Origin of the sequence: Candidatus Pedobacter colombiensis, assembly GCA_029202485.1 — a bacterium.
GTDB lineage: Bacteria > Bacteroidota > Bacteroidia > Sphingobacteriales > Sphingobacteriaceae > Pedobacter > Pedobacter colombiensis.
The window spans coordinates 5109336-5132482 of sequence record CP119313.1 but is presented as its reverse complement, the minus strand read 5'-3'; the positions used below and the strand labels follow the sequence as shown (position 1 = coordinate 5132482).

General features: G+C 37.6%; 17 protein-coding genes. 5 read left to right on the top strand and 12 right to left on the bottom strand.

What is annotated here, in order from left to right; genetic code table 11:
• Window positions 1-456 precede the first annotated feature (456 nt).
• Together nadB and P0Y49_21360 are read left to right on the top strand one after the other, a co-directional pair.
• Window positions 457-2043 carry an L-aspartate oxidase gene (gene nadB, locus P0Y49_21365; protein ID WEK19328.1) on the top strand — a complete coding sequence of 529 codons (1587 nt, stop codon included), beginning with the start codon at window positions 457-459 and terminating at the stop codon, window positions 2041-2043.
• 3 nt (window positions 2044-2046) lie between these two features.
• Complete coding sequence (locus P0Y49_21360; GenBank protein ID WEK19327.1) at window positions 2047-2556, top strand: gamma carbonic anhydrase family protein; 510 nt, start codon at window positions 2047-2049, stop codon at window positions 2554-2556.
• On the opposite strand, the gene P0Y49_21355 is transcribed toward P0Y49_21360, so the two are convergent.
• From P0Y49_21355 to P0Y49_21335, 5 genes are all read right to left on the bottom strand, one after another.
• Window positions 2557-4185 (bottom strand): Ig-like domain-containing protein, encoded by a 1629-nt coding sequence (locus tag P0Y49_21355; GenBank protein WEK19326.1) that lies wholly within the window; start codon window positions 4183-4185, stop codon window positions 2557-2559.
• A 143-nt stretch (window positions 4186-4328) separates the two neighbouring features.
• Window positions 4329-6191, bottom strand: a complete 1863-nt coding sequence (gene mnmG / locus P0Y49_21350) for a tRNA uridine-5-carboxymethylaminomethyl(34) synthesis enzyme MnmG (protein ID WEK19325.1) — start codon at window positions 6189-6191, stop codon at window positions 4329-4331.
• A 228-nt stretch (window positions 6192-6419) separates the two neighbouring features.
• Entirely contained in the window at window positions 6420-8282 is a 1863-nt protein-coding gene (locus tag P0Y49_21345; protein ID WEK19324.1) for an ABC-F family ATP-binding cassette domain-containing protein, read from the bottom strand.
• Between the two features lie 475 nt (window positions 8283-8757).
• Window positions 8758-9192 (bottom strand): rRNA maturation RNase YbeY, encoded by a 435-nt coding sequence (gene ybeY, locus P0Y49_21340; protein ID WEK19323.1) that lies wholly within the window; start codon window positions 9190-9192, stop codon window positions 8758-8760.
• Window positions 9193-9204: 12 nt separating this feature from the next.
• Window positions 9205-12519: a hypothetical protein gene (locus P0Y49_21335; GenBank protein ID WEK19322.1), complete on the bottom strand. Its 3315-nt coding sequence runs from the start codon at window positions 12517-12519 to the stop codon at window positions 9205-9207.
• A gap of 157 nt (window positions 12520-12676) precedes the next feature.
• On the opposite strand from P0Y49_21335, the gene P0Y49_21330 reads away from it, so the two are divergent.
• A complete protein-coding gene (locus tag P0Y49_21330; protein WEK19321.1) occupies window positions 12677-13474 on the top strand; it encodes a glycerophosphodiester phosphodiesterase family protein in 798 nt (265 codons plus the stop codon).
• A 66-nt stretch (window positions 13475-13540) separates the two neighbouring features.
• Here the strand turns inward: P0Y49_21330 and P0Y49_21325 are convergent, their stop codons facing one another.
• From P0Y49_21325 to P0Y49_21315, 3 genes are all read right to left on the bottom strand, one after another.
• On the bottom strand, window positions 13541-13732 hold the full coding sequence (locus P0Y49_21325; protein WEK19320.1) for a cold-shock protein: 192 nt from the start codon (window positions 13730-13732) through the stop codon (window positions 13541-13543).
• Window positions 13733-13828: 96 nt separating this feature from the next.
• A complete protein-coding gene (locus P0Y49_21320; GenBank protein ID WEK19319.1) occupies window positions 13829-14767 on the bottom strand; it encodes a hypothetical protein in 939 nt (312 codons plus the stop codon).
• Between the two features lie 47 nt (window positions 14768-14814).
• Window positions 14815-16056, bottom strand: coding sequence for an aspartyl protease family protein (locus P0Y49_21315; GenBank protein ID WEK19318.1), 1242 nt, complete (start codon window positions 16054-16056; stop codon window positions 14815-14817).
• 41 nt (window positions 16057-16097) lie between these two features.
• On the opposite strand from P0Y49_21315, the gene P0Y49_21310 reads away from it, so the two are divergent.
• A complete protein-coding gene (locus tag P0Y49_21310) occupies window positions 16098-17450 on the top strand; it encodes a D-alanyl-D-alanine carboxypeptidase (GenBank protein WEK19317.1) in 1353 nt (450 codons plus the stop codon).
• Between the two features lie 16 nt (window positions 17451-17466).
• Here P0Y49_21310 and P0Y49_21305 read toward each other — a convergent pair whose 3' ends face one another.
• The 4 genes from P0Y49_21305 to P0Y49_21290 form a co-directional block, all read right to left on the bottom strand.
• Window positions 17467-18159 carry a M15 family metallopeptidase gene (locus P0Y49_21305; protein ID WEK19316.1) on the bottom strand — a complete coding sequence of 231 codons (693 nt, stop codon included), beginning with the start codon at window positions 18157-18159 and terminating at the stop codon, window positions 17467-17469.
• Complete coding sequence (locus P0Y49_21300; protein ID WEK19315.1) at window positions 18159-19385, bottom strand: alanine dehydrogenase; 1227 nt, start codon at window positions 19383-19385, stop codon at window positions 18159-18161. The genes P0Y49_21305 and P0Y49_21300 overlap by 1 nt, the downstream gene beginning before the upstream one ends.
• A 61-nt stretch (window positions 19386-19446) precedes the next feature.
• Window positions 19447-19872 carry a tRNA (adenosine(37)-N6)-threonylcarbamoyltransferase complex ATPase subunit type 1 TsaE gene (tsaE, locus tag P0Y49_21295; GenBank protein WEK19314.1) on the bottom strand — a complete coding sequence of 142 codons (426 nt, stop codon included), beginning with the start codon at window positions 19870-19872 and terminating at the stop codon, window positions 19447-19449.
• A 375-nt stretch (window positions 19873-20247) separates the two neighbouring features.
• The gene (locus tag P0Y49_21290) at window positions 20248-21801 is read right to left on the bottom strand and encodes a bifunctional response regulator/alkaline phosphatase family protein (protein ID WEK21820.1); all 1554 of its coding nucleotides are present in this window, start codon (window positions 21799-21801) and stop codon (window positions 20248-20250) included.
• A 105-nt stretch (window positions 21802-21906) separates the two neighbouring features.
• Between P0Y49_21290 and P0Y49_21285 the strand changes: the two genes are divergently transcribed.
• A complete protein-coding gene (locus tag P0Y49_21285) occupies window positions 21907-23130 on the top strand; it encodes an HD domain-containing protein (GenBank protein ID WEK19313.1) in 1224 nt (407 codons plus the stop codon).
• Window positions 23131-23147: the final 17 nt, after the last annotated feature.

The window sequence follows — 23147 nt, the reverse complement described above, 5'->3', positions numbered from 1 at the left end:
AATTAATTTAATATAAATAGATTTCTATTGTTTATTAGTGTGTTGATAACGTTTATAAAAATGTTTTTTTTCTTCTTTGATTTGAGTTATTAGTAATTTACTAACATTTATACTGCTTTTTTATTTAAAATATCTCCTGATTTACAGCAATATATTTTTTGAGCTTAATTTTTATCAATAGAAATATGTGTATTGTTAGTAGGTGTGTAAAAAGTTAATAAACTCGTCAGCTCTGGTTAAAAATAACGCAAAATATTGTGGCAAATTCCCTTTTTAGCTTAGCTTTAAACATTCAAAAATATTTGTTCTGATTCTATAGACAAGTAATTAACATTAATACCAACGTTGTTAACAACGTGAGAATAATTGTTTAATTATTGAAAATATGTGAATATTCAGATCAGATAATGGAGCTCATGAAAGCTTTATAATAAGTTGAAAAACAATATCATACAAATGAGAGAAGTAGATTTTTTGGTTATAGGATCGGGAATTGCCGGTTTGAGTTTTGCATTAAAGGCGGCTCAGCATGGTAAAGTATTAATTGTTACAAAATCAAATGAAGATGAGTCAAATACGAAGTATGCCCAGGGTGGGGTAGCTGTAGTTGTAGATAAAGACGATTCTTTTGAAAAGCATATAGAAGATACACTTATTGCAGGTGATGGATTGTGTGACAAGAAGATAGTGGAAATCGTTGTAAAAGAGGGACCTCAGAGAATACAGGAAATAATTGATTATGGAATCAATTTCGATAAAAACAGGACTGGTGTTTACGATCTGGCTAAAGAAGGAGGGCACTCAGAACACCGTGTTTTGCATTATAAAGACGTTACAGGCTATGAAATAGAAAGCGTGCTTTTAAGGCAAATTCATCAGAATAAGAACATAGAGATATTAACACATTACTTCTGTTTGGAGTTAATTACCCAGCATCATCTAGGGGAGCATGTGGATAAGAGTTCTGAAGATATCCACTGTTATGGGATATATGCCTTTAATACAGAACTTAACGATGTGGAAAAGATCTTAGCTAATGTGACTATCATGGCCTCTGGTGGAGCAGGACATGTGTATTCAAGCACTACAAATCCCGTAATTGCCACAGGTGATGGTATGGCAATGGTTTATCGTGCTAAAGGTAAGGTGAGGAATATGGAGTTCATTCAGTTCCATCCTACGGCTTTATATAACCCAGGAGAGTATCCTGCATTTCTAATTTCTGAAGCAGTAAGAGGTTTTGGAGGTGTTTTGCGACGCAAAAATGGAGATGAATTTATGTACGAGTATGATAAACGTGGGTCTTTAGCACCACGTGATATTGTAGCGCGCGCTATTGATGCAGAGATGAAAAAGTCGGGCGAGGATTTTGTTTATCTGGACATTAGAAACAGAAATAAACAAGATATTTTAGCGCATTTTCCTAATATATATGCCAAATGCCTATCCATAGGTATTGATATGACTAAGGATTTAATACCTGTAACACCAGCTGCACATTATATGTGTGGGGGTATTATGGTGGATGAATATGGAAGATCTTCTATTAAAAATCTATATGCTTGTGGCGAATGTTCATCTACAGGCTTACATGGCGCCAATAGATTGGCTTCTAATTCACTGTTAGAAGCGCCTGTATTTGCACATAGAATTTATGAAGACGCCATTAAAGTATATAAAAATAGCGTAATTCCTGACCATATTCCAGACTGGAATGAGCATGGTGTTACCCAGTCGGATGAAGATATTTTGGTGACACATAATCTTCGGGAAACTCAAAAATTAATGAGCGATTATGTGGGTATTGTACGTTCTGATTTCAGGTTGGAACGAGCCATGAGAAGATTGTTTTTACTCCACGAAGAGACAGAAGAATTTTATAAAGCCAATAAAGTTTCTGTTAAACTTTGTGAGCTAAGAAATGTTATACAAGTCGCTTTTTTAGTGATTAAGTCTGCAAAAATGAGAAAAGAAAGCAGGGGATTGCACTATACAACAGATTATCCAAACCATTCAACAGAGTTGACAGATACAATTTTTTAAGATATGCCAGTAATATTACCAGTTAAAGATAAAGACCCAAAATGGGGTGAAAATTGTTTTATAGCACCAAATGCCACTTTGGTTGGTGATGTATTGATGGGAAATAATTGTTCAGTATGGTTCAATGCTGTCATTAGAGGGGATGTAAACAGCATTACCATTGGTAATGAGACCAATATACAGGATGGCGCTGTAATACATGCTACCTACCTTAAAGCCTCTACAATTATTGGTAATAGGGTGTCTATAGGCCATAATGCGATCGTTCATGGCTGTATTCTAAGAGATAATATATTGATTGGGATGGGTGCAATCGTTATGGATAATGCACTTGTGGAGCCATATTGTATTATTGCTGCAGGTGCTGTAGTGCTTGAAAATACACGCTGCGAGAGTGGATTTATTTATGCCGGAACACCTGCTAAAAAAATAAAGCCCATTACTGAAGAGCAACGGGCTTTATTAAATAAATTACCTGATAATTATATCATGTATTCCGATTGGTTTAGATAATTATTCTTTCGGAATAGTTATCGTTTCATTACGTTCCCAATTAGCTCTTATAGAGAGTTCTTTGGGTTCGTTCCATATTTTTTCCGGTTGAAGTCCCAATTTTACATTACCGGTATCCCATTTACCATTTTTATTGGTATCATAGGTTATCCTTATCCAGTATTTACCAGCTTTGTAATTGGCAAATCTTACTGTGGTATCCCTGGTAATTACGAGCGTATTTACGACGCCTTTATTTTCATTTAGTACCTCTAGAATGTAGCTTTTATTAGGCTCAGGAGGTACAATTTTAACAACTAATGTTCCGTAATCATCCTTGTTGGCCAGTTGGAAGGTTTTAGTAAACTCCTTGTTTTTCGTATTGAAAATAGCAGTAAAAGCACCAGCGTCAAACTTTATATCATAAGTCTTTTTGGGTTTCCATGGATATCTAAAATAGTAGTAGAGGAGGTCAGCACTGTCTTTAACCAAGGTAAATCCCTTGCGTTCAACAGAGTCCTCGAGAAGGCTTATTTTATTCAGGTCAGTGCTTTCAATTGGAAAGTTAAAAGTTAATTTTAATGGCTTATTAGGGTTTAATAAACGGTTATCTATATTGTCTGTAGCATTAAGTACCCTTGTATAAGTTTCCTTTTTACCTCTGGTCAGATTAGCTGTTTGAAGTATTTTTCCATCCTCTTTAATGGCTATTTTAACAGAATCAAAGGTCAATTCTTTGAGCCATACCTTTAATGAATCATTGTTTTTGCTGAATTTGAACAGCTTTGTAGCATCCAAAGCAGGAGGATCTGTTACAACAACTTGAGGATGTATTAATTTCTGGTTGAAAACAAAAGTAATGCTACCATCTGGATTTAGTTTTTTATCCAACATTCTAAATACTGTTGCATCTTCCTTAAATACACTTAAATTAATGTTATCCAGGGGCTTGGTTAATACAATAGAGTCTTTAAGAAAACCAATTTCATCTGTTGCCTGCTGGTAAATTTTATCTCCGTTTTTTTCTTTAAGCGCATAGATCTTATAAGTATCTTTTCTTAAGTTATTCAAGGAGTAATTCCCACTACTATCTGTTGTTGTAAAGATAGAAGGCCTTTTCTTTCCAAAAAGTGTATCTCTATCCAGTGGAAAAACGAAAACAACGGCATCAAGTTCAGGTAAACCTGTCACAGAATTGGTTACTTTACCTTTTATGCTTAATGAGTCCAGATGTGGTCCGGTAGAAAATACATAAGTAAAGTTCTTGAGCACGTTACCTTCATTTACATCGGCTATGGCTTTACCAAAATTAAGCGTATAGGTAGTGTTCTTTTCCAGGCTATCTTTAATGGTGATTTCTAGTTTTTTACCTTTGGTTTTTAATTCCGGTGGTTTCTCCATTTCAGGTGATACAGAAAATTCCTTGGATTCATTCTGAACTTTGAAATACTCATTAAATTCAATAACAATCTTTGGGGAATTAAAATTAACCGTCAAATTTTTCGGGGTTAATTTTAAAACCTTGGGTGGCTCGGTATCTTTTGGTCCTCCCTGGGGCTGTTGGATACTCGCACAAGCGTAAAATAAGATGCTGATGAAAACAAGAGCAAAAAATTTAGGCAAATTTTCTATGATTCGATTTTTAGCCATTTATAAGCGCTGTATTTAATTTATATGTGTTTTTAATGAATATCATTCAGAAATTCTAAAAGTGTCTTATATCTCATTTAATGATGTCAGTTTTAAAATGTTAGAATTCATGGTTAATGTATTATAAATCAATAAGTTGTCTTCTATTTACTAATGTGTACCATTAAAACAGAGATATCGGACGGCGAAACACCAGAAATTCTTGAAGCCTGTCCCAAAGTTCTGGGTTTTATCTTTAATAATTTCTCACGCGCCTCTTTAGATAGAGATACCAACTGCGAATAGTCGAAATTTGGGTTGATATCTTTATCCTCCATTTTTTGCATTTTGTTTACAATCTCCTGCTCTTTTTCAAAATAGCTTTCATACTTGATCTTGATCTCTGCCTGTTCAATAGTTTCCTTGTCAAACTGATTTAACATTTCATCGAAGACATGACTAACTTTTCTGACGTCGTCTATGCCAACCTGTGGTCTGCCGAGTAAGCTTACTATTTTTACATTTTGATTTAAAGCACTTGTTCCAAGTTCTTCAAGCATGGCATTGGCACTACTCATTTCTATACCTTGCTTTTTAGAAAAGGCAACAATAGCATCAGAGTTTTCAATCTTCTTATGAACAATATCTAAACGCTCATCACTGATCAATCCAAGTTTATGACCAATAGGGGAGAGCCTGATATCTGCATTATCCTGACGCAGTAATAAGCGATGTTCAGCTCTGGAAGTAAACATACGATAAGGCTCTTCGGTACCTTTTGTAACCAGATCATCGATCAAAACACCTATATATGATTCCGAACGTTTCATGATCAGCTCATGCTTGTCAAATACTTTCTGATGAGCATTAATTCCAGCTATAAAACCCTGACTAGCAGCCTCTTCGTATCCTGTTGTGCCATTAATTTGACCTGCAAAGTATAAATTGCTGATTAACTTGGTTTCGAGGGTCAAAGATAGCTGGGTAGGTGGGAAATAGTCGTATTCTATGGCATAACCAGGTCTAAACATCCTGGCATTTTCGAAGCCTGGAATCTGGGTTAAGGCACGATATTGTACATCTTCAGGTAGTGAAGTAGAGAAGCCATTCACATAGATTTCGCAAGTATTCCAGCCCTCAGGTTCAACAAATATCTGGTGTCTTTCGCGCTCGGCGAAGCGGTTTATTTTATCTTCAATAGAGGGACAATATCTTGGGCCAAGGCCTTTGATACGACCGGTAAACATAGGGGATTTTTCAAAACCTTCCTTTAAAGTTTCGTGTACATTGGCATTGGTATAGGTAATCCAGCAGCACCTTTGTTCTTTTGGAAGCGCTACGTTTGTGAAGGAGAAACGGCCAGGATTTTCATCGCCCCATTGCTCTTCCATTACACTGTAATTTAAAGAACGACCATCTATACGGGGTGGGGTACCAGTCTTCATTCTTCCGGCTTCAAAACCTAATTCTGTGAGTTGTTCCGTTAGTCCGGTTGCAGCTTTTTCACCAGTCCTGCCACCGCCAAATTTCTTCTCACCAATGTGTATCAGACCATTTAAAAAGGTACCATTTGTAAGCACTACAGACTTGCCTTTTATCTCTACACCTATAGATGTTTTCACACCAACAACAGTATTATTTTTTATGATCAGACTGCTTACCATATCTTGCCAGAAGTCTACATTTGGGGTTCGCTCTAATGCCAATCTCCATTCTTCAGCAAATCTTTTTCTATCATTTTGCGTTCTTGGACTCCACATTGCCGGACCTTTAGAAAGGTTAAGCATTCTGAATTGTAGTGTAGTTTTGTCGCTAATGATACCCGAATAGCCACCCATAGCATCTATTTCACGCACAATTTGACCTTTTGCAACACCACCCATGGCGGGGTTACAGCTCATTTGTGCAATAGTTTCCATGTTCATTGTGATCAGTAAAACGGAAGACCCAAGGTTAGCGGCAGCAGCTGCTGCTTCACAACCTGCATGGCCTGCGCCTACAACGATTACATCATATTCTTTAAACATTTCGTTTTTTATTAGTTAGTGTTTCACGTGGAACCTAATGCGCTTACGCTTGATTTTTTTGGAGGGGGTTTCACGTGGAACGTTTAGTTTTTTTAAATTATTTCTATTGTTTTAATTCAGTAATTTCAGTTTATTCTAGTTTTAAAAGAGGGTCATAAAATTGATATAATTCTTGTTTTGATTTCAATTCTTTCTTCTTATAAATAGAATATAAATTCTAAATTTTGATTATTGTTCCGATAGCGTTAACCAGCGTTCTGTGATTACTTCTAACTCGCCATTTAATTTTTCTATCGACTTTGTTGTGTTTTGCAATTCTAAATAATTAGCACTATCAATCTTAGAAAGGGATGATGTCAGATCGGTAATTTCATTTTCAACTTCTGTAATCCTTGATTCTAATTCTTCCAGTTCTCGCTGCTCTTTATAACTTAATTTTTTTACAGCAGGAGCAGGGGCTGGGGTAGTCACATTTTGCTTTTGCTTAGGGACTGTTTTTTCTTTTGGTGTCTCTAGACTTATACGGTACTCAGAATAATTACCATTGTAAATTGCTACGTTTCCATCGCCTTCCATGATGAACAATTGCTCGCTCATTTTGTCAAGCAAATACCTGTCGTGAGAAACCAAAATTAAAACACCAGGGAAGTTTTCCAAAAATTCTTCCAATACATTTAGCGTGTCAATATCCAAATCATTGGTTGGCTCATCCAGAATTAAGAAGTTAGGGTTTTGCATCAACACCTTCATCAGGTGTAAACGTTTCTTTTCACCACCACTTAATTTCTCAACCATCCCGTGTTGTTTTTTAGGCGGAAATAAGAAGAGGGTTAAAAGCTGCGAAGCAGAAATGGTTTGGCCATCGGCCATTTTTATATATTCGGCATCCGACTTCACAATATCAATCACACGCTCTTTCTCATTAAAAGCAAGGCCGCCTTGTTTATAATATCCGTAAACTGTAGTTTCACCGGTACTCACTTTTCCTTTCTCCGGAGTTAGGAATCCAGTAATGATATTTAGCAGAGTAGATTTACCAGTACCATTTTTACCGGCTAAACCAATACGATCTGCACGTTTAAACGTATAACTAAAATCATTAATGATGTTTTTTCCATTAAAGGACTGGCCAATATGATCCAGTTCAAGTATTTTATTTCCTTGCCTGGACATTTTTACATTTAAAGTAACTTTCTGATTATCAGATCTTTGTTTTGTTTTTGATTCTAAATCATAAAAAGCATCAATTCTAGACTGAGATTTAGTTGTACGTGCAGCAGGCATCCTTCTCATCCATTCCAGCTCTTTCTTAAGCAAGTTTTTATTCTTTTGAAAAGTACTCTCATCAGCAGCTTCCCGTTCCGACTTCTTTTCAAGAAAGTAGGCATAGTTTCCATTGTAATTGTAAATCTTGCCTCTGTCGAGCTCTACGATTGTATTACAGACATTATCCAGGAAGTAACGATCATGTGTAACCAAAAGCAAAGTTTTGTTGCCTGTGGTCAGCAATTTCTCCAACCATTCAATGGTATCTATATCTAAATGGTTGGTTGGCTCGTCCAGTACATAAATCTCCGGATCTTCAATTAAAAGTTTAGCAAGTGCCAGACGTTTTTTCTGTCCCCCTGAAAGGGTAGAAATCTTTTGCTGCAAATGGGTGATGCCCATTCTGCTTAAAATGGTTTTTATTTCATGCTCATATTCCCAGGCATTGTGCTCGCTCAGTTCTTCATACAAGCGGTTTAATTTCTTTTCGTCTGGATTGGGATCTTCTATCAGTTCCTCATATTCTTTAATCAGCTGCTGCTGCTTATTTTCAAGAGAAAAGATAAAATCACTAATGGAATAGCCCTCTGTAAATGAAGGTTCCTGATCCAGGAAGCCAATTTTTACCGATTTGTTCTTTACGATTTTTCCTTCCAAAGGAGAGAACCTTTCGGCAAGAAGTTTTAATAGGGTGCTTTTTCCGGCACCGTTAATACCCACCAACGCTACGCGCTGCCCGGTTTGGATGCCCAGTGTTAAGTTTTTAAATAGCCATTCGTTGTGATAAGCATGGCCTAAGTTTTCGGCTGCAATAAGTGTGCTCAAAGTCTGTGTTTAACGATATTATAGATAAGAAATTACCACAAAAGTAAGTAATAATTATTTGGTATCTAACTGGGCCTATTAGATATAAAGGATTTTGATCTTTTACAAACATAAGTCTAATCAAAAACCAATTGTAACAAAAATGTTATATAAAGAAAAAGGAGACCAAATTGCCAGATGATTTTTGAGGACAAATAGGGCTAAAAAATGACCTTCATAACTCGTCTTAGAAGCAATAATACATCTTAGTTCAATATATTTATCGTAAAAGCACTAAAGTTCGGCAAAAGGCTTAAAAACAACCTGATTTGGCTTTGGCTATTTTTGCTAAATAGCGGACATTTTTTTTGGAAAATTTTACTTAAAATTTACTTCAGAAACTCCTTTATTTAAGTTATTGAAAAATAATGGTGGGGCTTAACTTCTAAGAAGCAAGCAAACAAAATAAATGGGAAAGAAAAGTCGGGAGCTGAATTTAAGAATTGAATAAAAGGGAAAGGTAGTGATCTTCCTTTTCCGTCATTAGTTTTTTTGCAGCTTTGGTTTTATCCTTATAACCTAAAAGATGAAGCGCCCCATGAACCATAATCCTGCACAACTCCTGTTCGGTGGTATGCTTAAATGTAGCTGCATTTTCTTTGATCCGTTCTATGCTGATAAATATATCGCCCACAATCGTTTTAAGCTCCTCAGAGTTATCAAAAGTGATCACGTCAGTATAGGTGTCATGATTAAGGTAATCCTGGTTTATACGCAATAAATACTCGTCAGAGCAAAGGATGAAATTTAGTTCTTTTAACAGATACCCTTCTGCGACAACAGTTGATTTCAACCAATCTTTAATGATGGTCTTTTTTTTAAGGGTATAATTCGTGTCTTCAGTAAAAAAATTAATGCTCGGTTTGCTCATCAAATTATAATATTATTGCCCCGAATTTAGCAATTTAAAATATTCTGCAATTTTATTTTTGTAATAATGGTTCAGATTAGGCGGTAATTTTTGCAGCCATTCTGTTTCATTTTTCTCGAATGCTTTAAATTTCTCCTGCATTTGTTTGTACGAAGAAGGTAGGTCTTTACCAGCTTTACTTTCCCTTTTCGCATCCTGATCTTGTTCACGCTGGGCATTCTCCGCATCTAAAAGTTTTGTCAGCAAGTCCTTCTGACGCCTCATGGTTTCCTGCTCCAAACGTTTGTTTACCAGTTCCGATTCCGTCGCTTTCATATCCTCTACCATTTGGTTCAGGTTGCCAAGGCCGCCTTTCCCGTCTTTGTTTTCTTCCCTGTTTATTTTTTGCAGGGCTTCGCGGATCATCTGCTGTTGCTGAGCCATTTTAGCAAATTCTTCACTCAGGGTACCCTTAGGTACTGTACCTTTATTTCCTCCATTTTGCATTTGATCACGCATTTTTTGCATGTTGTTATTCAGTTGTTGCTGCATTTGCTGTAACTGTTTCATGCTTTGCTTTTTCTTCCCTTTTCCTCCGCTCTTGCTGTTTTTCATCATGTCTTGCAACTGGTCAAGTGCCTCATTAAGCATTAAGGAAAGGTTGTTTATCGAGGTCATGGTATATTGCTGGTTCTTATTGGCTGCAGCTGTATATCGTTCGCCCAGGTTTTCAAGGCTCTTATCGATATTAAAATTAATCTTCTGCATTTCCTCATTCACTGCCGTTTCAATCTGCGGAACCCGTTTACTCAACGAAAACAGACTATCGGCAATAGTTTTCATATTATCTTTGATCTCGCGTTGTTTTTGAACATTGGTTGTATACTGCGGGTCATTGTTATTTAAGCGCCTAAGGTTTAGCATGACCTTCTCCTGGTCAAAGGAAGTTTTAAGCAGGTTTTCAAGCAAACGGTGTAACTCCTGAGCATTTAGGTTATTTTCCATTTCGGCAGATTCCTGCTGCATTTCAGCCATTTTTTTTGCCTGTTGCTCCATTTTCTCCGCTGCTTTCTGTTGATTTTCGGCAGCGCTCTTCTTTTCATTCTTACTTAGCTGTTCCTCACTGTTTTTCTGCTGCTGCTGGATGTCTTTCATTTCCTTTTCAGGCGATTGAAAAGCGTTGGGGCGTTCCAGCTCCTGGTTCTTTTCATCCAGATTTTTAATCTCTTTTTTCAACTCCTCAAAGGATTTAGAGAGCTCCTTTTGTTTGCTCTTCAAATCTTCCAGTTGGGTATCTTTGCTTAAACTCCGTTTAGCTAGCTCTTTTTGAGCTTTAGCCAGCTCATTGAGCCGGTCTATCTTGTTTTGCAGATTTTGTTCAAATTCAAGCTGTTTGTAGAGCTCTAAGATGCGGTCAAGTTCATTTTTTAGAGATTTATTGTCCATTTGCATTTTAGAGAGTTCATTCTGCGTCTGATCTTTATTGTTTTGATCCATCAGGCGCTGCAGCTTTTCCAGCAGGGCCTTGGTCTTGTCATCCAGCACATTGTTAAACAGGTCATCAATCTTCTTTTGCTTATCCGCAAGCTCCTGTTTTAGTAAATTATTCTCTTCTTTCTCGACAGTATTCTTTTTATTGAGGGTGTTGATCTCTTTAACCGCTTGCTCTAGTTGTTTTTGTTTTTCCAGCAACTGTTCAATCTGCTTTTTATCATCAAAAGAGATTTGTTTCTTATCCAATAAGGTTTCGCCCAGTTTCTTGCTTTCTTTTTCAACCTGTCCGGCAAGTTTTATGGCTTTTTCCATTTTCTGTTTGAGTGCCTGACTGCTTTCACTTATTTTTTCTGCTACCTGTTGCGATGAAGGGACAGTATATACCTTAAGTTCAGATTTAGTTGTTTTAGCGCCATTTACGCCATCATTATCTGCTACTTCAAAGTAATACTCCAAAGTCTGCCCAGGCTTTATCAAGGGCTCATTTAAGTCCCAAAAGAAAAAGAATGAATCTTCTGGTTGTCCTTTTTTAATCGCTATAGACTTACTTACTGTACTTTTAATTTTATCCTTTTCTTTGATGTTATATTTGAATTTAAGAGAACTAAATCCATGGTCATCCGTTACTTTTCCAGAAAAGTATAAGGCTTTGCTGCTTAGTGAGTCTGGCGCTTCAGTCACCAAAATACCCGGAAACTCGTCTTTAATAACATTTAACTGATGTGTAAGCGAATCATTACTGCTGATAAAGTTGTTCTTAGGGACGATGCTGTACTTTGAATTCTCGTGAATAGTCCCGGCATACGAAAATACATTATTTGAAGCTGTCAATATCTGTGATTTACCCCCCAATACAAAAGCGAGGCGATTACTATTTCTTGTTTCCAGTTCCCAGGTTACATGAGTTCCTTCAGGTAGGATCAGATCTCCAGCATTTTTAATGCTTTCTTGTTTTTTGTTTAAATAAGAGGGGTAGCGCAATAAAGCTGTTACCATCACAACAGCAGGACGAGGTTTTACCTGAATCGTAAAAGGCATAGAGTTGAAGCCCCCGGCAGAAAACCTTATTTTTTGTGTTTTTTGGAGGTTTTTAAACGTGTAATTGAACGTTGTATTGCTTTCTTTTTCTAATTTATAAGTATTTGTGCCATCAGAAAGGTATACTTCCTGTGGAATCTCATTGCCATTTAACTTTAGCTTTAATGCTACATCATCGCCCTGAGCAACGATCAAATTGGTGGTTAGCAATTGAAAATCAAAGGGTGCCCTGGGTAATATTTCCTTATTGTATTGAATAAAACTGCTGGTTCCTTCTTTTAGGATGTGTGGAGCAATAAGGGCAATCAATAAGATAACTGAGGCCGGGGCAAGAAAATATTTGATGTACTTTCTATTGTCTCCCAGTCTTATGGCGCTTGAAAAAGGAATAGGGCTAAGTTCGGCAATCTTCTGATCTATTCCTGCCATAATCAGCTGACTATTTTCCGGCGAAGAATCGGCCATTGCTTTAAGTTGCAGGGTATTCAGCAGTTTATCTTTTACATTGAAAAAATGATTCCCTATAATTTCGGATGCTTGCGCTATACTTAAGTTTTTACCCAACTTAAAATAGGCCAGGGCAGGTTTCACAATCAGTATGGTAATAGTCGCAATAGTTATGGCCAGATACCCGAAAAAAAGAAATGTTTTAGTAATGGTTCCAGGATTTGCATAGTAGATCAGGACAAACAATAACAAGTATAAGCCCAGCAATAAGGTGGCAGCATAAATGCTACCGCGCAAAAGTCTATTGAGGTAAAACTTTTGTGTAAACTCATTAATTTTAGAAATTAAAAGTTCGTAATTATTGTTCATCTATTGGGCGATGTAGCTTATGGTAAAGGTCAGGGCTGTTTTTTGATAAAAATAGAGATATTAATCTTTGTTTTATTTAAGTATTATCAAATATTAACTTTAAGAAAACATATATATTATCTTTTTAATGATATTTTAGTAAAAAAAACACAAGCAAATGAAACATTCATCTTTAATCATTATCCTTATGGTAGTGACCTTAAACGGCGCATTTGCGCAGAAAAAGACAAATAGTTTTAAAACCTGGAACAAAAATTTGGTGATTGCACATCGCGGTGCCTGGAAAAAGAATGCATTTCCGGAAAATTCGATTGCATCATTAAATGAAGCTATACGAATTGGTTGTTATGGATCTGAATTTGATGTTCACATGACTTCCGACAGTGTATTGGTGGTTAATCATGATCCTGATTTTTTAGGCTTACCAATTGAAAAATCAACCTATCAGGAATTGTTGAGTAAGAAGCTATCGAATGGAGAATCTATTCCTACGCTGGAGAGCTATTTAAAGGCCGGTATGAAGCAGAAGACTACCAAGCTGATACTTGAGATCAAGCCTTCAAAAGCAGGGGCGGAAAACGACAAAATTTTAACCACTAAAGTCGTAGCTATGGTCGGAAAGTTAAAAGCACAGCCTTGGGTGGATTATATTAGCTTTAGTTACGACATCCTGAAAAAGGTTAAAGAATTACAACCAGGTGCGAATGTTGCCTACCTTGCAGGTAATGCTCCCCTGGAAAAACTTAAACAAGATGGTTTTTATGGGGCTGATTACCAATATGGAGTATATCAAAAAGGGGAGTGGTTTGCAAAAGCTAAAGAACTTGGCCTGACTATCAACGCCTGGACAGTAAATGGAGCGCCGGAGATGAAATGGCTGCTTGATAGTAACATCGATTTTATTACAACGAACGAGCCTGAAATGCTTTTTGAGTTGATCAAAAGCAAGAAATAAACCTCTTTAAAACAAAAAAGCATCGCGGGTTATCCGCGATGCTGTACAATTTATGTTTTTAATAATCTAGATTACTTTAACATTAATCGCATTCAACCCTTTTTTGCCGCTTTCAACGTCGTATTCAACTTTGTCGTTCTCACGAATTTCGTCGATAAGGCCTGTTGAATGTACAAAAATTTCGCTATCTCCGTTTGCAGGGATAATAAATCCGAAACCTTTAGTTACATTAAAAAATTTTACTGTTCCTTCTTGCATTGTATTATTTATTAAAATTAAGTGTGCAAGGTACATATTATTTTTTTATAATATGCAAACGCTTCATTTTTTGATAAATATAAAATAAAACGCCCTTTAAGCACTATTTTTGCGGCCTGTGACAATCAAATTAATTTCGCTGGAGTGCGGAAATCCTAAAGTTTTTCCGGGAATTACCTTCAAAAGGTTTTGAAGATAAACGTTGATTATTGCCTCTAATGTTTTCTTCCTCGGCTCATAATTTTCAGGGAAATCTACACGGAATTTTCCGAGGTGAATTTTACCTTTTGCATCCACCAGGGCCGAGAATTCATAGCCAAAATTAGCATAAGCTTTCGTAATATCTATCCGGTAACTAGGGAAAAGATAATCATAGGATTCTGTTCTGCCAAGAAGCTTGTCAACCGTACTAATTTTTTTTACCTGAATCATTTTGCTTAAAGGAATAAACATTACCGGTTCGCGGCCTGCGAAGGCACTATCGCGGTTATCAGGGTTCCTATTCGATTTTTCTGCTAAGTTTTGAATGTAAGCCGTATCAGCCTTTGTAGGACGCTGTAGCGCTTCGGCCGTCGTCTTAAGCACATTGTTGATGTAATTTTCTGAGTACCACGTCATATTTACATCCGAACTGATATCTTTCGAGATTTCACGACCCGTTAGATGAAGTCGTTGGAAGACCATGCTGTCCTTACTGATCTTTTTAATTTTAAACCATTCTTTTGCAAAATTATACACGTCGCCATGGTCATAATGCAGGAAAAAGCTTTGCATCCTTTTCTTCTGTGGACTATAGGCCATAATGGAATCCTGCGATTTAAACTGGATAATCCATGTGGGTTCCTGCTGAAAGCCCAATTCATTAAAGGAAAGACCAGTACTGAAACGGCGTTTTATTTCATAATATTTGATGCCTATAATCGAATCAAAGGATAATCGGCCATTGGCTTTCGAACTTTCTTTAGTGGTATTGTTACAGCTGCTCATGAGCAACGCAAGGCATGTCAGTGGGATTAGGATACTGGACTTCGTCATGGAAGGATTAAGGCTTCTATATTGAAAAGCAAAGTTATAAGAATCATTTAAATTCTTTGTTTAAGCTTAAATACCTTAACCATCAATTCATTGTTCCTCATAATGGAAAGAATGATTGTTTTGCCATTGGCAGACTTAAAAAGGTTGTTGATGTCATTTAGTTTATAGGTTGATACCGGGGCCAAATTTATCGTAACAATCTCGTCATCAACCAAAACACCGGCTTTTTGTGCTGGCGAATCTGGCTCAATTCTGCTTACGAAATAGCGCTTCATTTTATCGTTATGAACATATAACTCAATTCCGGACATATCATGCTCAAAAGGGCGGGTAAATTGGCTGTTTTTTCTTAAATACATTGAATTGTCGGCATAATCGAATACCACATTAAACCGGCTCAGGACATCTGCTCCCAGGTTTCCATTGCGATCCCTAAGAAAAATTTTAGCAGCAACATCGTCATATTTGGGATAAGAGGCTAAAACTCTTTTCAAGGTAAAGCTACCTATTTTTAATGCCGAAATACGGCCAATACAACCATCTATAGGGCCACTCATGCCTACCCCAAGGTTTGCCTTTATTGAAGATGGGGGAACAGGGAATGGCTGTTCATGGAGCCGCTCTAAGGAAATGGCATGACTGGCGCCATTATCAATTAGTGTTTTGATTTCAATTTTTCCATGTTCCTCATTTTCAATCGTAATGTTTGCATAAGGCTTATACGCACTGATTTCTATGGGAACCCTTTCGCCTTTGATTTTACCACCACTTCCGGGATCTTTAAACAGTATTTTTTTAGTCGAATACCGTAACTCAACTATAAAGCTTTTGAAAAAATAATAGCCCAGTAAGCCATAAATTTTTGTATCCAGATAATTGGATAACCCAAAAATGTCCTCCTTTAATATCGCCGTAGGAATCTCGTCTATGTACGCTTTACCCAGTTGTGCCGAAACATCATTGGAGATATAAGCATCTATTTCATTGCCCTTACCCAATCCCGATATTTTAATGGAACGTGATACCTTTAAACCAATACTGTCTATTAAGCTCGGATCAGTAATGATCATAGGGCCAACGCCGGTATCTAAAATAAAGTTAAAGGGGCCCTTTTCGTTCAAATAAAGCGGAATGATAATCAGGTTTTTAACCATTGTAAAAGGTATGACATCCTTATTCCGATCTCCTTTAAAATAAAACTGTTGCCCCTGAGCTGTAATTGCAGTACAAAATAGAATCATCAGTATAATCTGATAAATTCTAAGGGTACTTAAATTAATCCTGCTCATTAACAATTTCATTAAACTAAATTAATAAATTAGTACGCAGTATGGTTCGATCTAAGCATAAAAGTATTCAGTTAAAGAATAATAATATAAAACCCATCTTTTTTGCCGCCATAATTGGCATGGCTTTATCAATAGGGTGCTCTACAGAGAAGAGGATTTCCAAAAGCTTGACTAAGGTGTTTTCAAGTTCTCCGGTCCTTAAACAGTATTATGCAGGCTTTGCATTGTATGACATGACTGCAGATCGAATGTTGTTTGAACAACATGCTGATCAATACTTTACACCGGCGTCAAACACCAAGTTATATACTTTTTATGCCGGATTAAAAATGACCCCGGACTCTATTCCCTCCCTCAGGTATATAGAACGAGGCGATTCTCTTATCTTTTGGGGAACAGGTGATCCCTCTTTTTTGCAAAGCAAATTAAAAGGAACAAAAGCAGCAGATTTTTTAAGAAACAGCACTAAAAAGCTATTCTATGCCCCGGGTAGGTATACCGGAAATTTTTATGGAAGTGGCTGGCAGTGGGATGATTATAATGACTATTATCAGGCTGAGATCAATGAACTGCCCCTTATGGATAATTTGGTTGACATTAGGGCTAAAATTGGGAAGCTGGTTATTTCTCCGGCTGTACTTAAAGACTGCTTTGCAATGGATTCCATTTCCGAAGAAAAGACATTTAGTGTAATCCGTGATTTTACTACCAACCATTTTAAGTATCCAAATGTCCCCATTCCAGCAGCTTATAACCAGCAAGTTCCATATAAAGTAAGCCTTCCTCTTACATTAACCATGCTTTCTGATACGCTTCACAAAGACATTCAGTTAATTAAACTAAAAATGCCTGAGAATGCAAAAACCATTTATAATTTAAAAACTGACTCAGTGTTAAAGGAAATGATGTTGCCAAGCGACAATTTTATTGCAGAACAGCTGCTGCTGGTGTTCGCCAATCAACTGGGAGAAGAACTGAATACTTATAAGGCCATTGCTTATATCGAAAAGAATTACCTGTCGGATTTGCCTGATAAACCTCGTTGGGTAGATGGATCTGGCCTGTCAAGACGTAATCTATTTACGCCAAGAGACATGGTCAAATTGCTCGATATGATTTATAAACAGGTAAATGATCCGCAACGGTTATTCAGTATGCTACCGGCGGGAGGTAAAAGTGGGACACTCAGAAATGCGTACCCAAAAACAGACCAGCCCTTTGTGTTTGGTAAAACCGGCACACTTTCCGGAGTGCACAATCAAAGTGGCTATGTTCTTACCAAAAAAGGGAAAACATATATTTTTTCCTTTATGAACAACAACTTTGTGGTACCTGCCAGCGATGTGCGAAGAGAAATGGTCCGGATTATGACCTATATCCATGAAAAATTTTAAATCGGGCTTAAAAAGATTATAGCTTTTGAAAGGAAATGTCCATCAAATCATAGGCCTGCCAACCCGTAAAATCGAAATGCCACCATTCATTTTCCAATACCTTGAAGCCATAGCGCTGCATTGTGCTGATTAACAATTGCCTGTTTTTTATAATTTGGGGTGGTAGATTGGTATAAGTAACGGCAGCTTCGGGTGCAAAACTGTCGTAAGGAGTTGGCATTTTAAGCTCCTGACCACTTTTCAAATCAATCAGGGTGAGGTCAATCGCACAGCCTCGATTGTGTCTTGAGCCCTTGTTTGGGTTGGCAACAAATGCTTTATCAGAGGCCTCCTTGTAAAAAGCAACTGTTATGCTGTAGGGACGGTAAGCATCGAAAATTTTTAGGCCATAGCCTTTCTTTTTAAGCTCCGCCTGTACTCTTTTTAGTTGCATGACCACGGGCCTTCGGGCAAATGCACGAGCCTGAGGGTACATTACACGCTTCATAAAATTATCTTTCGTTGCGTATTTGATGTCGAGGACAAGGCCTGGGACATATTTTGTAATTTCTAAAAGCTGATAATCTGTATTCTTTTTGCAGGAGTCTAAATAGTCCGTATAGGAGTCCACCTTCAGTCCAAAAGGATTGAGTTTGTTTTTCTGTGCCTGAACAGAAAGACAACAGCCTACCAATAAAAGCAGGATGGTTTTTTTTATTGACCAGCGCATTATTGGTTAGCTGCCAGGAGTAAATCGAGATCTTTATAGGGTAGATTAAACATATTGGCCAGATCTTTACTGGTTAAATGCCCCTGATAAATGTAAAGCGCTTCTCTGATCCCGGGAGTGCTCCAAACGACGTTCATCAGTCCACCCATTTCACCGATATCCAACAAAATAGGGGTAAAGATATTGGTTAGGGCGTAAGAGGCTGTTCTAGGTACTCTGGAGGCAATATTTGGCACACAATAATGAATAACATCGTGCTTTCTAAATACCGGATCTTTATGGTTGGTTACTTGTGAAGTTTCAAAGCAACCACCCTGATCAATGCTAACATCAATTATCACTGAATTTGGTTTCATTCTTGCAACAGTTTCTTCCATCACTACACAAGGGCTTCTACCATGGGTAGCGCGAATGGCACCAATCACCACATCGCAGGTTGTAATGGCTTTGCTCAATACGATAGGTTGCATTACAGAAGTAAAAACCCGTGTTCCTAAGTTGTTTTGGAGGCGTCTAAGGCGATAAATGGAGCTGTCGAACACTTTGACTTCCGCGCCTAATGATATCGCTGTACGGGCAGCATATTCGCCTACTGTTCCTGCTCCCAGAATAACAATCTCCGTTGGTGGAACACCAGTAAAGCCACCTAGCATTAAACCCTTTCCTCCGGTTACATTGCTTAGGTATTCTGCAGCAATCAAAATTGAGGTTGCTCCAACAATTTCACTCATTGAGCGTACTACACTTAAAATATTTCCTTCATCGCGCAGATTCTCAAAGCAGATGGCATTGATTTTTTTATTCAGGAGGGTTTTCAGGTATGATTCTTTAAGTGCACCCATCTGCAAGGCCGAAATTAAAGTTTGCCCTTTGTGCATCATGGCTATTTCCTCAACAGTTGGCGGGGCAATTTTTACGATAATATCCGCTTCAAATACCTGCTTTTTGTTGAAGCTAATCGTTGCCCCTTGCTCACTATAATCATTATCAGAAAAATTTGCACCTACACCGGCCCCGGTTTCAATAATTACTTTGTGCCCGTTGTTTACAAGGAGCGCAACTGATAAAGGAGTCAGCGCAATCCTGTTTTCCTGAAAAGAGATTTCTTTTGGAATGCCAATGTACAAGCTGTTGGTCTTCTTATTTATCTCTGACATTGCCTCTTTTGGTTGTATTAAACCCTTCTGAGCAATGGAGGCCATACCTTCGCGTAATCCTGTAGCCATTTTCATTTATTGATTTGGATTGAAATTAAGCAAAATAGCTGAAATAAAGAGCGTTTAGTCTTTAAATTTTTGAAATTGACAATATACGGTCATTTTCATTCTGTACCGAAATTTCTATTTTTACATAATGTTGAGGCAAAAGAGGCTCAATTTTCTCCGGCCATTCTATAAAACAGATATTTCCTGAGTAAAAATATTCTTCGTAACCAATATCATAAGCTTCCTGAAGGTTTTTAATCCTGTAAAAATCAAAATGATAAATTACCTTCCCTTGGGCGTCGTATTCATTTACAATAGAAAATGTTGGACTGCTAACCACTTTGGTTACTCCTAGTTCTTTGGCCAAAGCCTTGATTAAAGTAGTTTTTCCTGCGCCCATTTCTCCTTCAAAAATAAAGATGTGGTCGTCCTGCGTACGTGTTACAATTTTTTTAGCCGCATTTTCAAGACCATCGAGCCCATTAACTTCAATTTTTATATTTTCCATACTAAAGCAAATTTATAACAATTCAGCTAAATTTTTCAGTATGCAGACAGGCAGTGTAGGATAGAACTTATAAGACGCATAATGCACACCAGTGGTTCCATAGTGCTTCTATAGTGCGTCCTGTGTGGTAGGATACCTTCCATGGTGCTACGCCTAGGTTGAGTCGGTATTGACACGGGGTTGTTTCGATTTCTATACCCGAACCAACCCCCTCTTTACTCCGGCGCAACTCCGGCGTAGGTATCCAACCATTATAGAAGATCAGTAAAGGCATTATGAACGGACAGTGTCCTTTATACTGTCTTATAACAAGAAGGGGTGTGTCCGATCTTTTTGGACACACCCCTTCGTTAAATCAATAAAAAAAGCTATTAACTACCTCGAACTGTAGGTTGCAATAGGTATAATCATTTCTTCCAAAGAAATGCCGCCATGTTGAAAAGTCTCATTGTAATAGTTTACAAACTGGTTATAGTTGTTCTGATAAACAAAATAGCGGTCTTCCTTCGCAAAAATGTAGTTAGAGCTGATGTTTATTTTAGGCAATTGGGCTTCATGAGGGTTTTTAATCAGGAAGACTTCTTTTGCATTGAAATTAAGGTTTCTCCCCTGTTTATAACGCAGGTTGGTATTGGTATTTCTGTCGCCGATTACTTTACTTGGGTGTTTAACCCTGATGGTACCATGGTCGGTTGTAATGATTAATTTAACCCGTTTCTGTGAAATCTTTTTAAGCAAATCCATCAATGGCGAGTGTTCGAACCAGGAAAGCGTTAATGAGCGATAGGCTGCATCATCATTAGCCAACTCGCGAATCATTTGCATATCGGTACGGGCATGTGAAAGCATGTCAACAAAATTGTAAACAATGGCATTAAACTCGTTTTGCATTAAGTTGTTGATTTGCTCATTCAAGGCCTTTCCGTCATCATAAGTCAGGATTTTGTTATAGCTAAATTTGCAGTCCTTACGTAGATTCCTTTTGATCTGATCAGCAAGAAAAGTGCCCTCATGCATGTTTTTTCCGCCCTCGTCATCATCATTCTGCCACAATCCCGGGAAGCGTTTTTCCATTTCCAAAGGCATCAGGCCTGAGAATATAGCATTTCGTGCGTATTGCGTTGCCGTAGGAAGGATACTAGTATAGATATCTTCGTCATCCATCCTAAAGTACTCGGTAATTAATGGATTAATGATGCGCCATTGATCGTACCGAAGGTTATCAATCAGGATAAAGAAAACAGGGGTGGTGCTGTTGATTAATGGGAATACCTTCTTTTTTAGTAACTCATTAGATAACAGAGGGGCCTTCCCTTTGCCGTTTACCCAGCTTAGGTAATGGTCTTCAATAAATTTAGAAAACTGTGCATTGGCTTCCGACTTTTGCATGGTCAGGATCTCATGCATTTGTGGATCGTCCAGTTTTTCCAGCTCAAGCTCCCAGAATACCAGCTTTTTGTATACGTCTACCCATTCTTCATAACTTAACTTGTCATTTAGCGTCATTCCCAGGCGTCTAAAGTCCTGCTGATATGCCATTGATGTTTTTGCGCTAACCAGACGCTTGTTGTCGATGAGCTTTTTAATGGTCAGTAATACCTGTTTAGGGTTCACTGGTTTAATCAGGTAATCGTCTATTTTAGAACCTATGGCATCTTCCATCAGGTTTTCTTCTTCGCTTTTGGTGATGAGCACCACAGGCACATCATTTCTGATATTTTTTATGGCACTAAGGGTCTCCAGTCCACTCATCCCCGGCATATTTTCATCCAGAAAAACCAAATCAAAATGCTCTTTCCCGAATGCTTCAAGGGCATCATTACCGTTGGTATATGTGGTTACATGATATCCTTTTTCATTTAATAGCAATATATGCGGTTTTAATAAGTTGATCTCATCATCTGCCCATAAAATCTTAGTCTCTTGCATCATTATATTTGTATAATGTAAAAATAATTCCTCAAAAAGAGTCTTCTCTTTCTTAGTTATGGATAAAAATAGCAATTTTTGTACCGCATAATTTATTTTTAAGGATTGAACAAAAAGAAAATCATAAATGATCCGGTATATGGCTTCATAAATATCCCTTCTGAAATCATATTTGATCTGATCTCTCATCCATATTTTCAAAGGCTCAGGTATATTAAGCAATTGGGAATGACTCATCTTGTCTATCCCGGCGCTTTGCACACCAGGTTTCATCACGCTTTAGGTGCTATGCACTTGATGAGTTTGGCGATTGAGGTGCTTAGAGGGAAGGGGCATGAAATTACTGCTGCTGAAGAAGAGGCTGCCACAATTGCCATTTTGCTACATGATATTGGTCACGGGCCTTTTTCTCACGCGCTGGAGCATACCCTGGTTAACGAGATTAAACATGAAGATATTTCCATGATGATGATGGAAAAGTTGAATGAGGAATTTGGAGGCCGGTTAACTTTGGCGATTAATATTTTTAAGGGTGATTATGCCAAAGCTTTTCTTCCGCAACTGGTTTCCAGTCAGCTGGATCTTGACCGAATGGATTACCTGAACCGGGATAGCTTTTTTACTGGCGTAAGCGAGGGGGTCATTAGTTTCGACAGGATCATTAAGATGTTTAATGTGCTGGATAATCAACTGGTGATTGAGGAGAAGGGGATTTATTCGATAGAAAAGTTTTTGATTGCCAGGAGGTTGATGTACTGGCAAGTGTACTTACACAAAACGGTGATTGCCGGGGAGATGCTGCTGGTGAAGCTTTTAGAAAGGGCAAAGTACCTGGCCGGAAATGGCGAAACGTTATTTGCAACACCCGCATTGCAGCACTTTTTAAAAAATGAGATTACTGAGCCGGAATTCTTTTCTTCGGAGGAGCACCTGTTGCAGTTTTCGAAGTTAGATGATCAGGATATTTTTGCCTCGGTGAAGGTATGGGTAGATCATCCTGACAGGATTTTATCGGAGCTTTGTCGCATGCTGACGCAAAGGAACTTATATAAGGTGGAAATCAGTAATGAGGTTCCTGATGAAAATAGGGTAAAAGATTTGAGGGAAAGAACAGCGGCTTTTTTAAATCTAAATGAAACGGACGTATGTTATTTTGTATTTACGGATATGATTAGAAACAGAGCTTATAATGCCGGTAGTGGCAATATTAATATTCTGTTGAAAAACAATACAATTATCGATATTGCAAAAGCATCGGATTTATCTAACTTAGAATCTTTAGATAAGACTGTAAAGAAACATATACTCTGCTATCCCCGAATTATTTAGCATTATTTAACAAAATA

What these genes read in the sequence shown, in the direction of transcription:
- nadB (WEK19328.1), top strand. Translation starts at nt 457, where the DNA reads ATGAGAGAAGTAGATTTTTTGGTTATAGGATCGGGAATTGCCGGTTTG.
- P0Y49_21360 (WEK19327.1), top strand. Translation starts at nt 2,047, where the DNA reads ATGCCAGTAATATTACCAGTTAAAGATAAAGACCCAAAATGGGGTGAA.
- P0Y49_21355 (WEK19326.1), bottom strand. Translation starts at nt 4,185, where the DNA reads ATGGCTAAAAATCGAATCATAGAAAATTTGCCTAAATTTTTTGCTCTT.
- mnmG (WEK19325.1), bottom strand. Translation starts at nt 6,191, where the DNA reads ATGTTTAAAGAATATGATGTAATCGTTGTAGGCGCAGGCCATGCAGGT.
- ybeY (WEK19323.1), bottom strand. Translation starts at nt 9,192, where the DNA reads ATGAGCAAACCGAGCATTAATTTTTTTACTGAAGACACGAATTATACC.
- P0Y49_21335 (WEK19322.1), bottom strand. Translation starts at nt 12,519, where the DNA reads ATGAACAATAATTACGAACTTTTAATTTCTAAAATTAATGAGTTTACA.
- P0Y49_21330 (WEK19321.1), top strand. Translation starts at nt 12,677, where the DNA reads ATGAAACATTCATCTTTAATCATTATCCTTATGGTAGTGACCTTAAAC.
- P0Y49_21325 (WEK19320.1), bottom strand. Translation starts at nt 13,732, where the DNA reads ATGCAAGAAGGAACAGTAAAATTTTTTAATGTAACTAAAGGTTTCGGA.
- P0Y49_21320 (WEK19319.1), bottom strand. Translation starts at nt 14,767, where the DNA reads ATGACGAAGTCCAGTATCCTAATCCCACTGACATGCCTTGCGTTGCTC.
- P0Y49_21315 (WEK19318.1), bottom strand. Translation starts at nt 16,056, where the DNA reads ATGAGCAGGATTAATTTAAGTACCCTTAGAATTTATCAGATTATACTG.
- P0Y49_21310 (WEK19317.1), top strand. Translation starts at nt 16,098, where the DNA reads ATGGTTCGATCTAAGCATAAAAGTATTCAGTTAAAGAATAATAATATA.
- P0Y49_21305 (WEK19316.1), bottom strand. Translation starts at nt 18,159, where the DNA reads ATGCGCTGGTCAATAAAAAAAACCATCCTGCTTTTATTGGTAGGCTGT.
- P0Y49_21300 (WEK19315.1), bottom strand. Translation starts at nt 19,385, where the DNA reads ATGGCTACAGGATTACGCGAAGGTATGGCCTCCATTGCTCAGAAGGGT.
- tsaE (WEK19314.1), bottom strand. Translation starts at nt 19,872, where the DNA reads ATGGAAAATATAAAAATTGAAGTTAATGGGCTCGATGGTCTTGAAAAT.
- P0Y49_21290 (WEK21820.1), bottom strand. Translation starts at nt 21,801, where the DNA reads ATGCAAGAGACTAAGATTTTATGGGCAGATGATGAGATCAACTTATTA.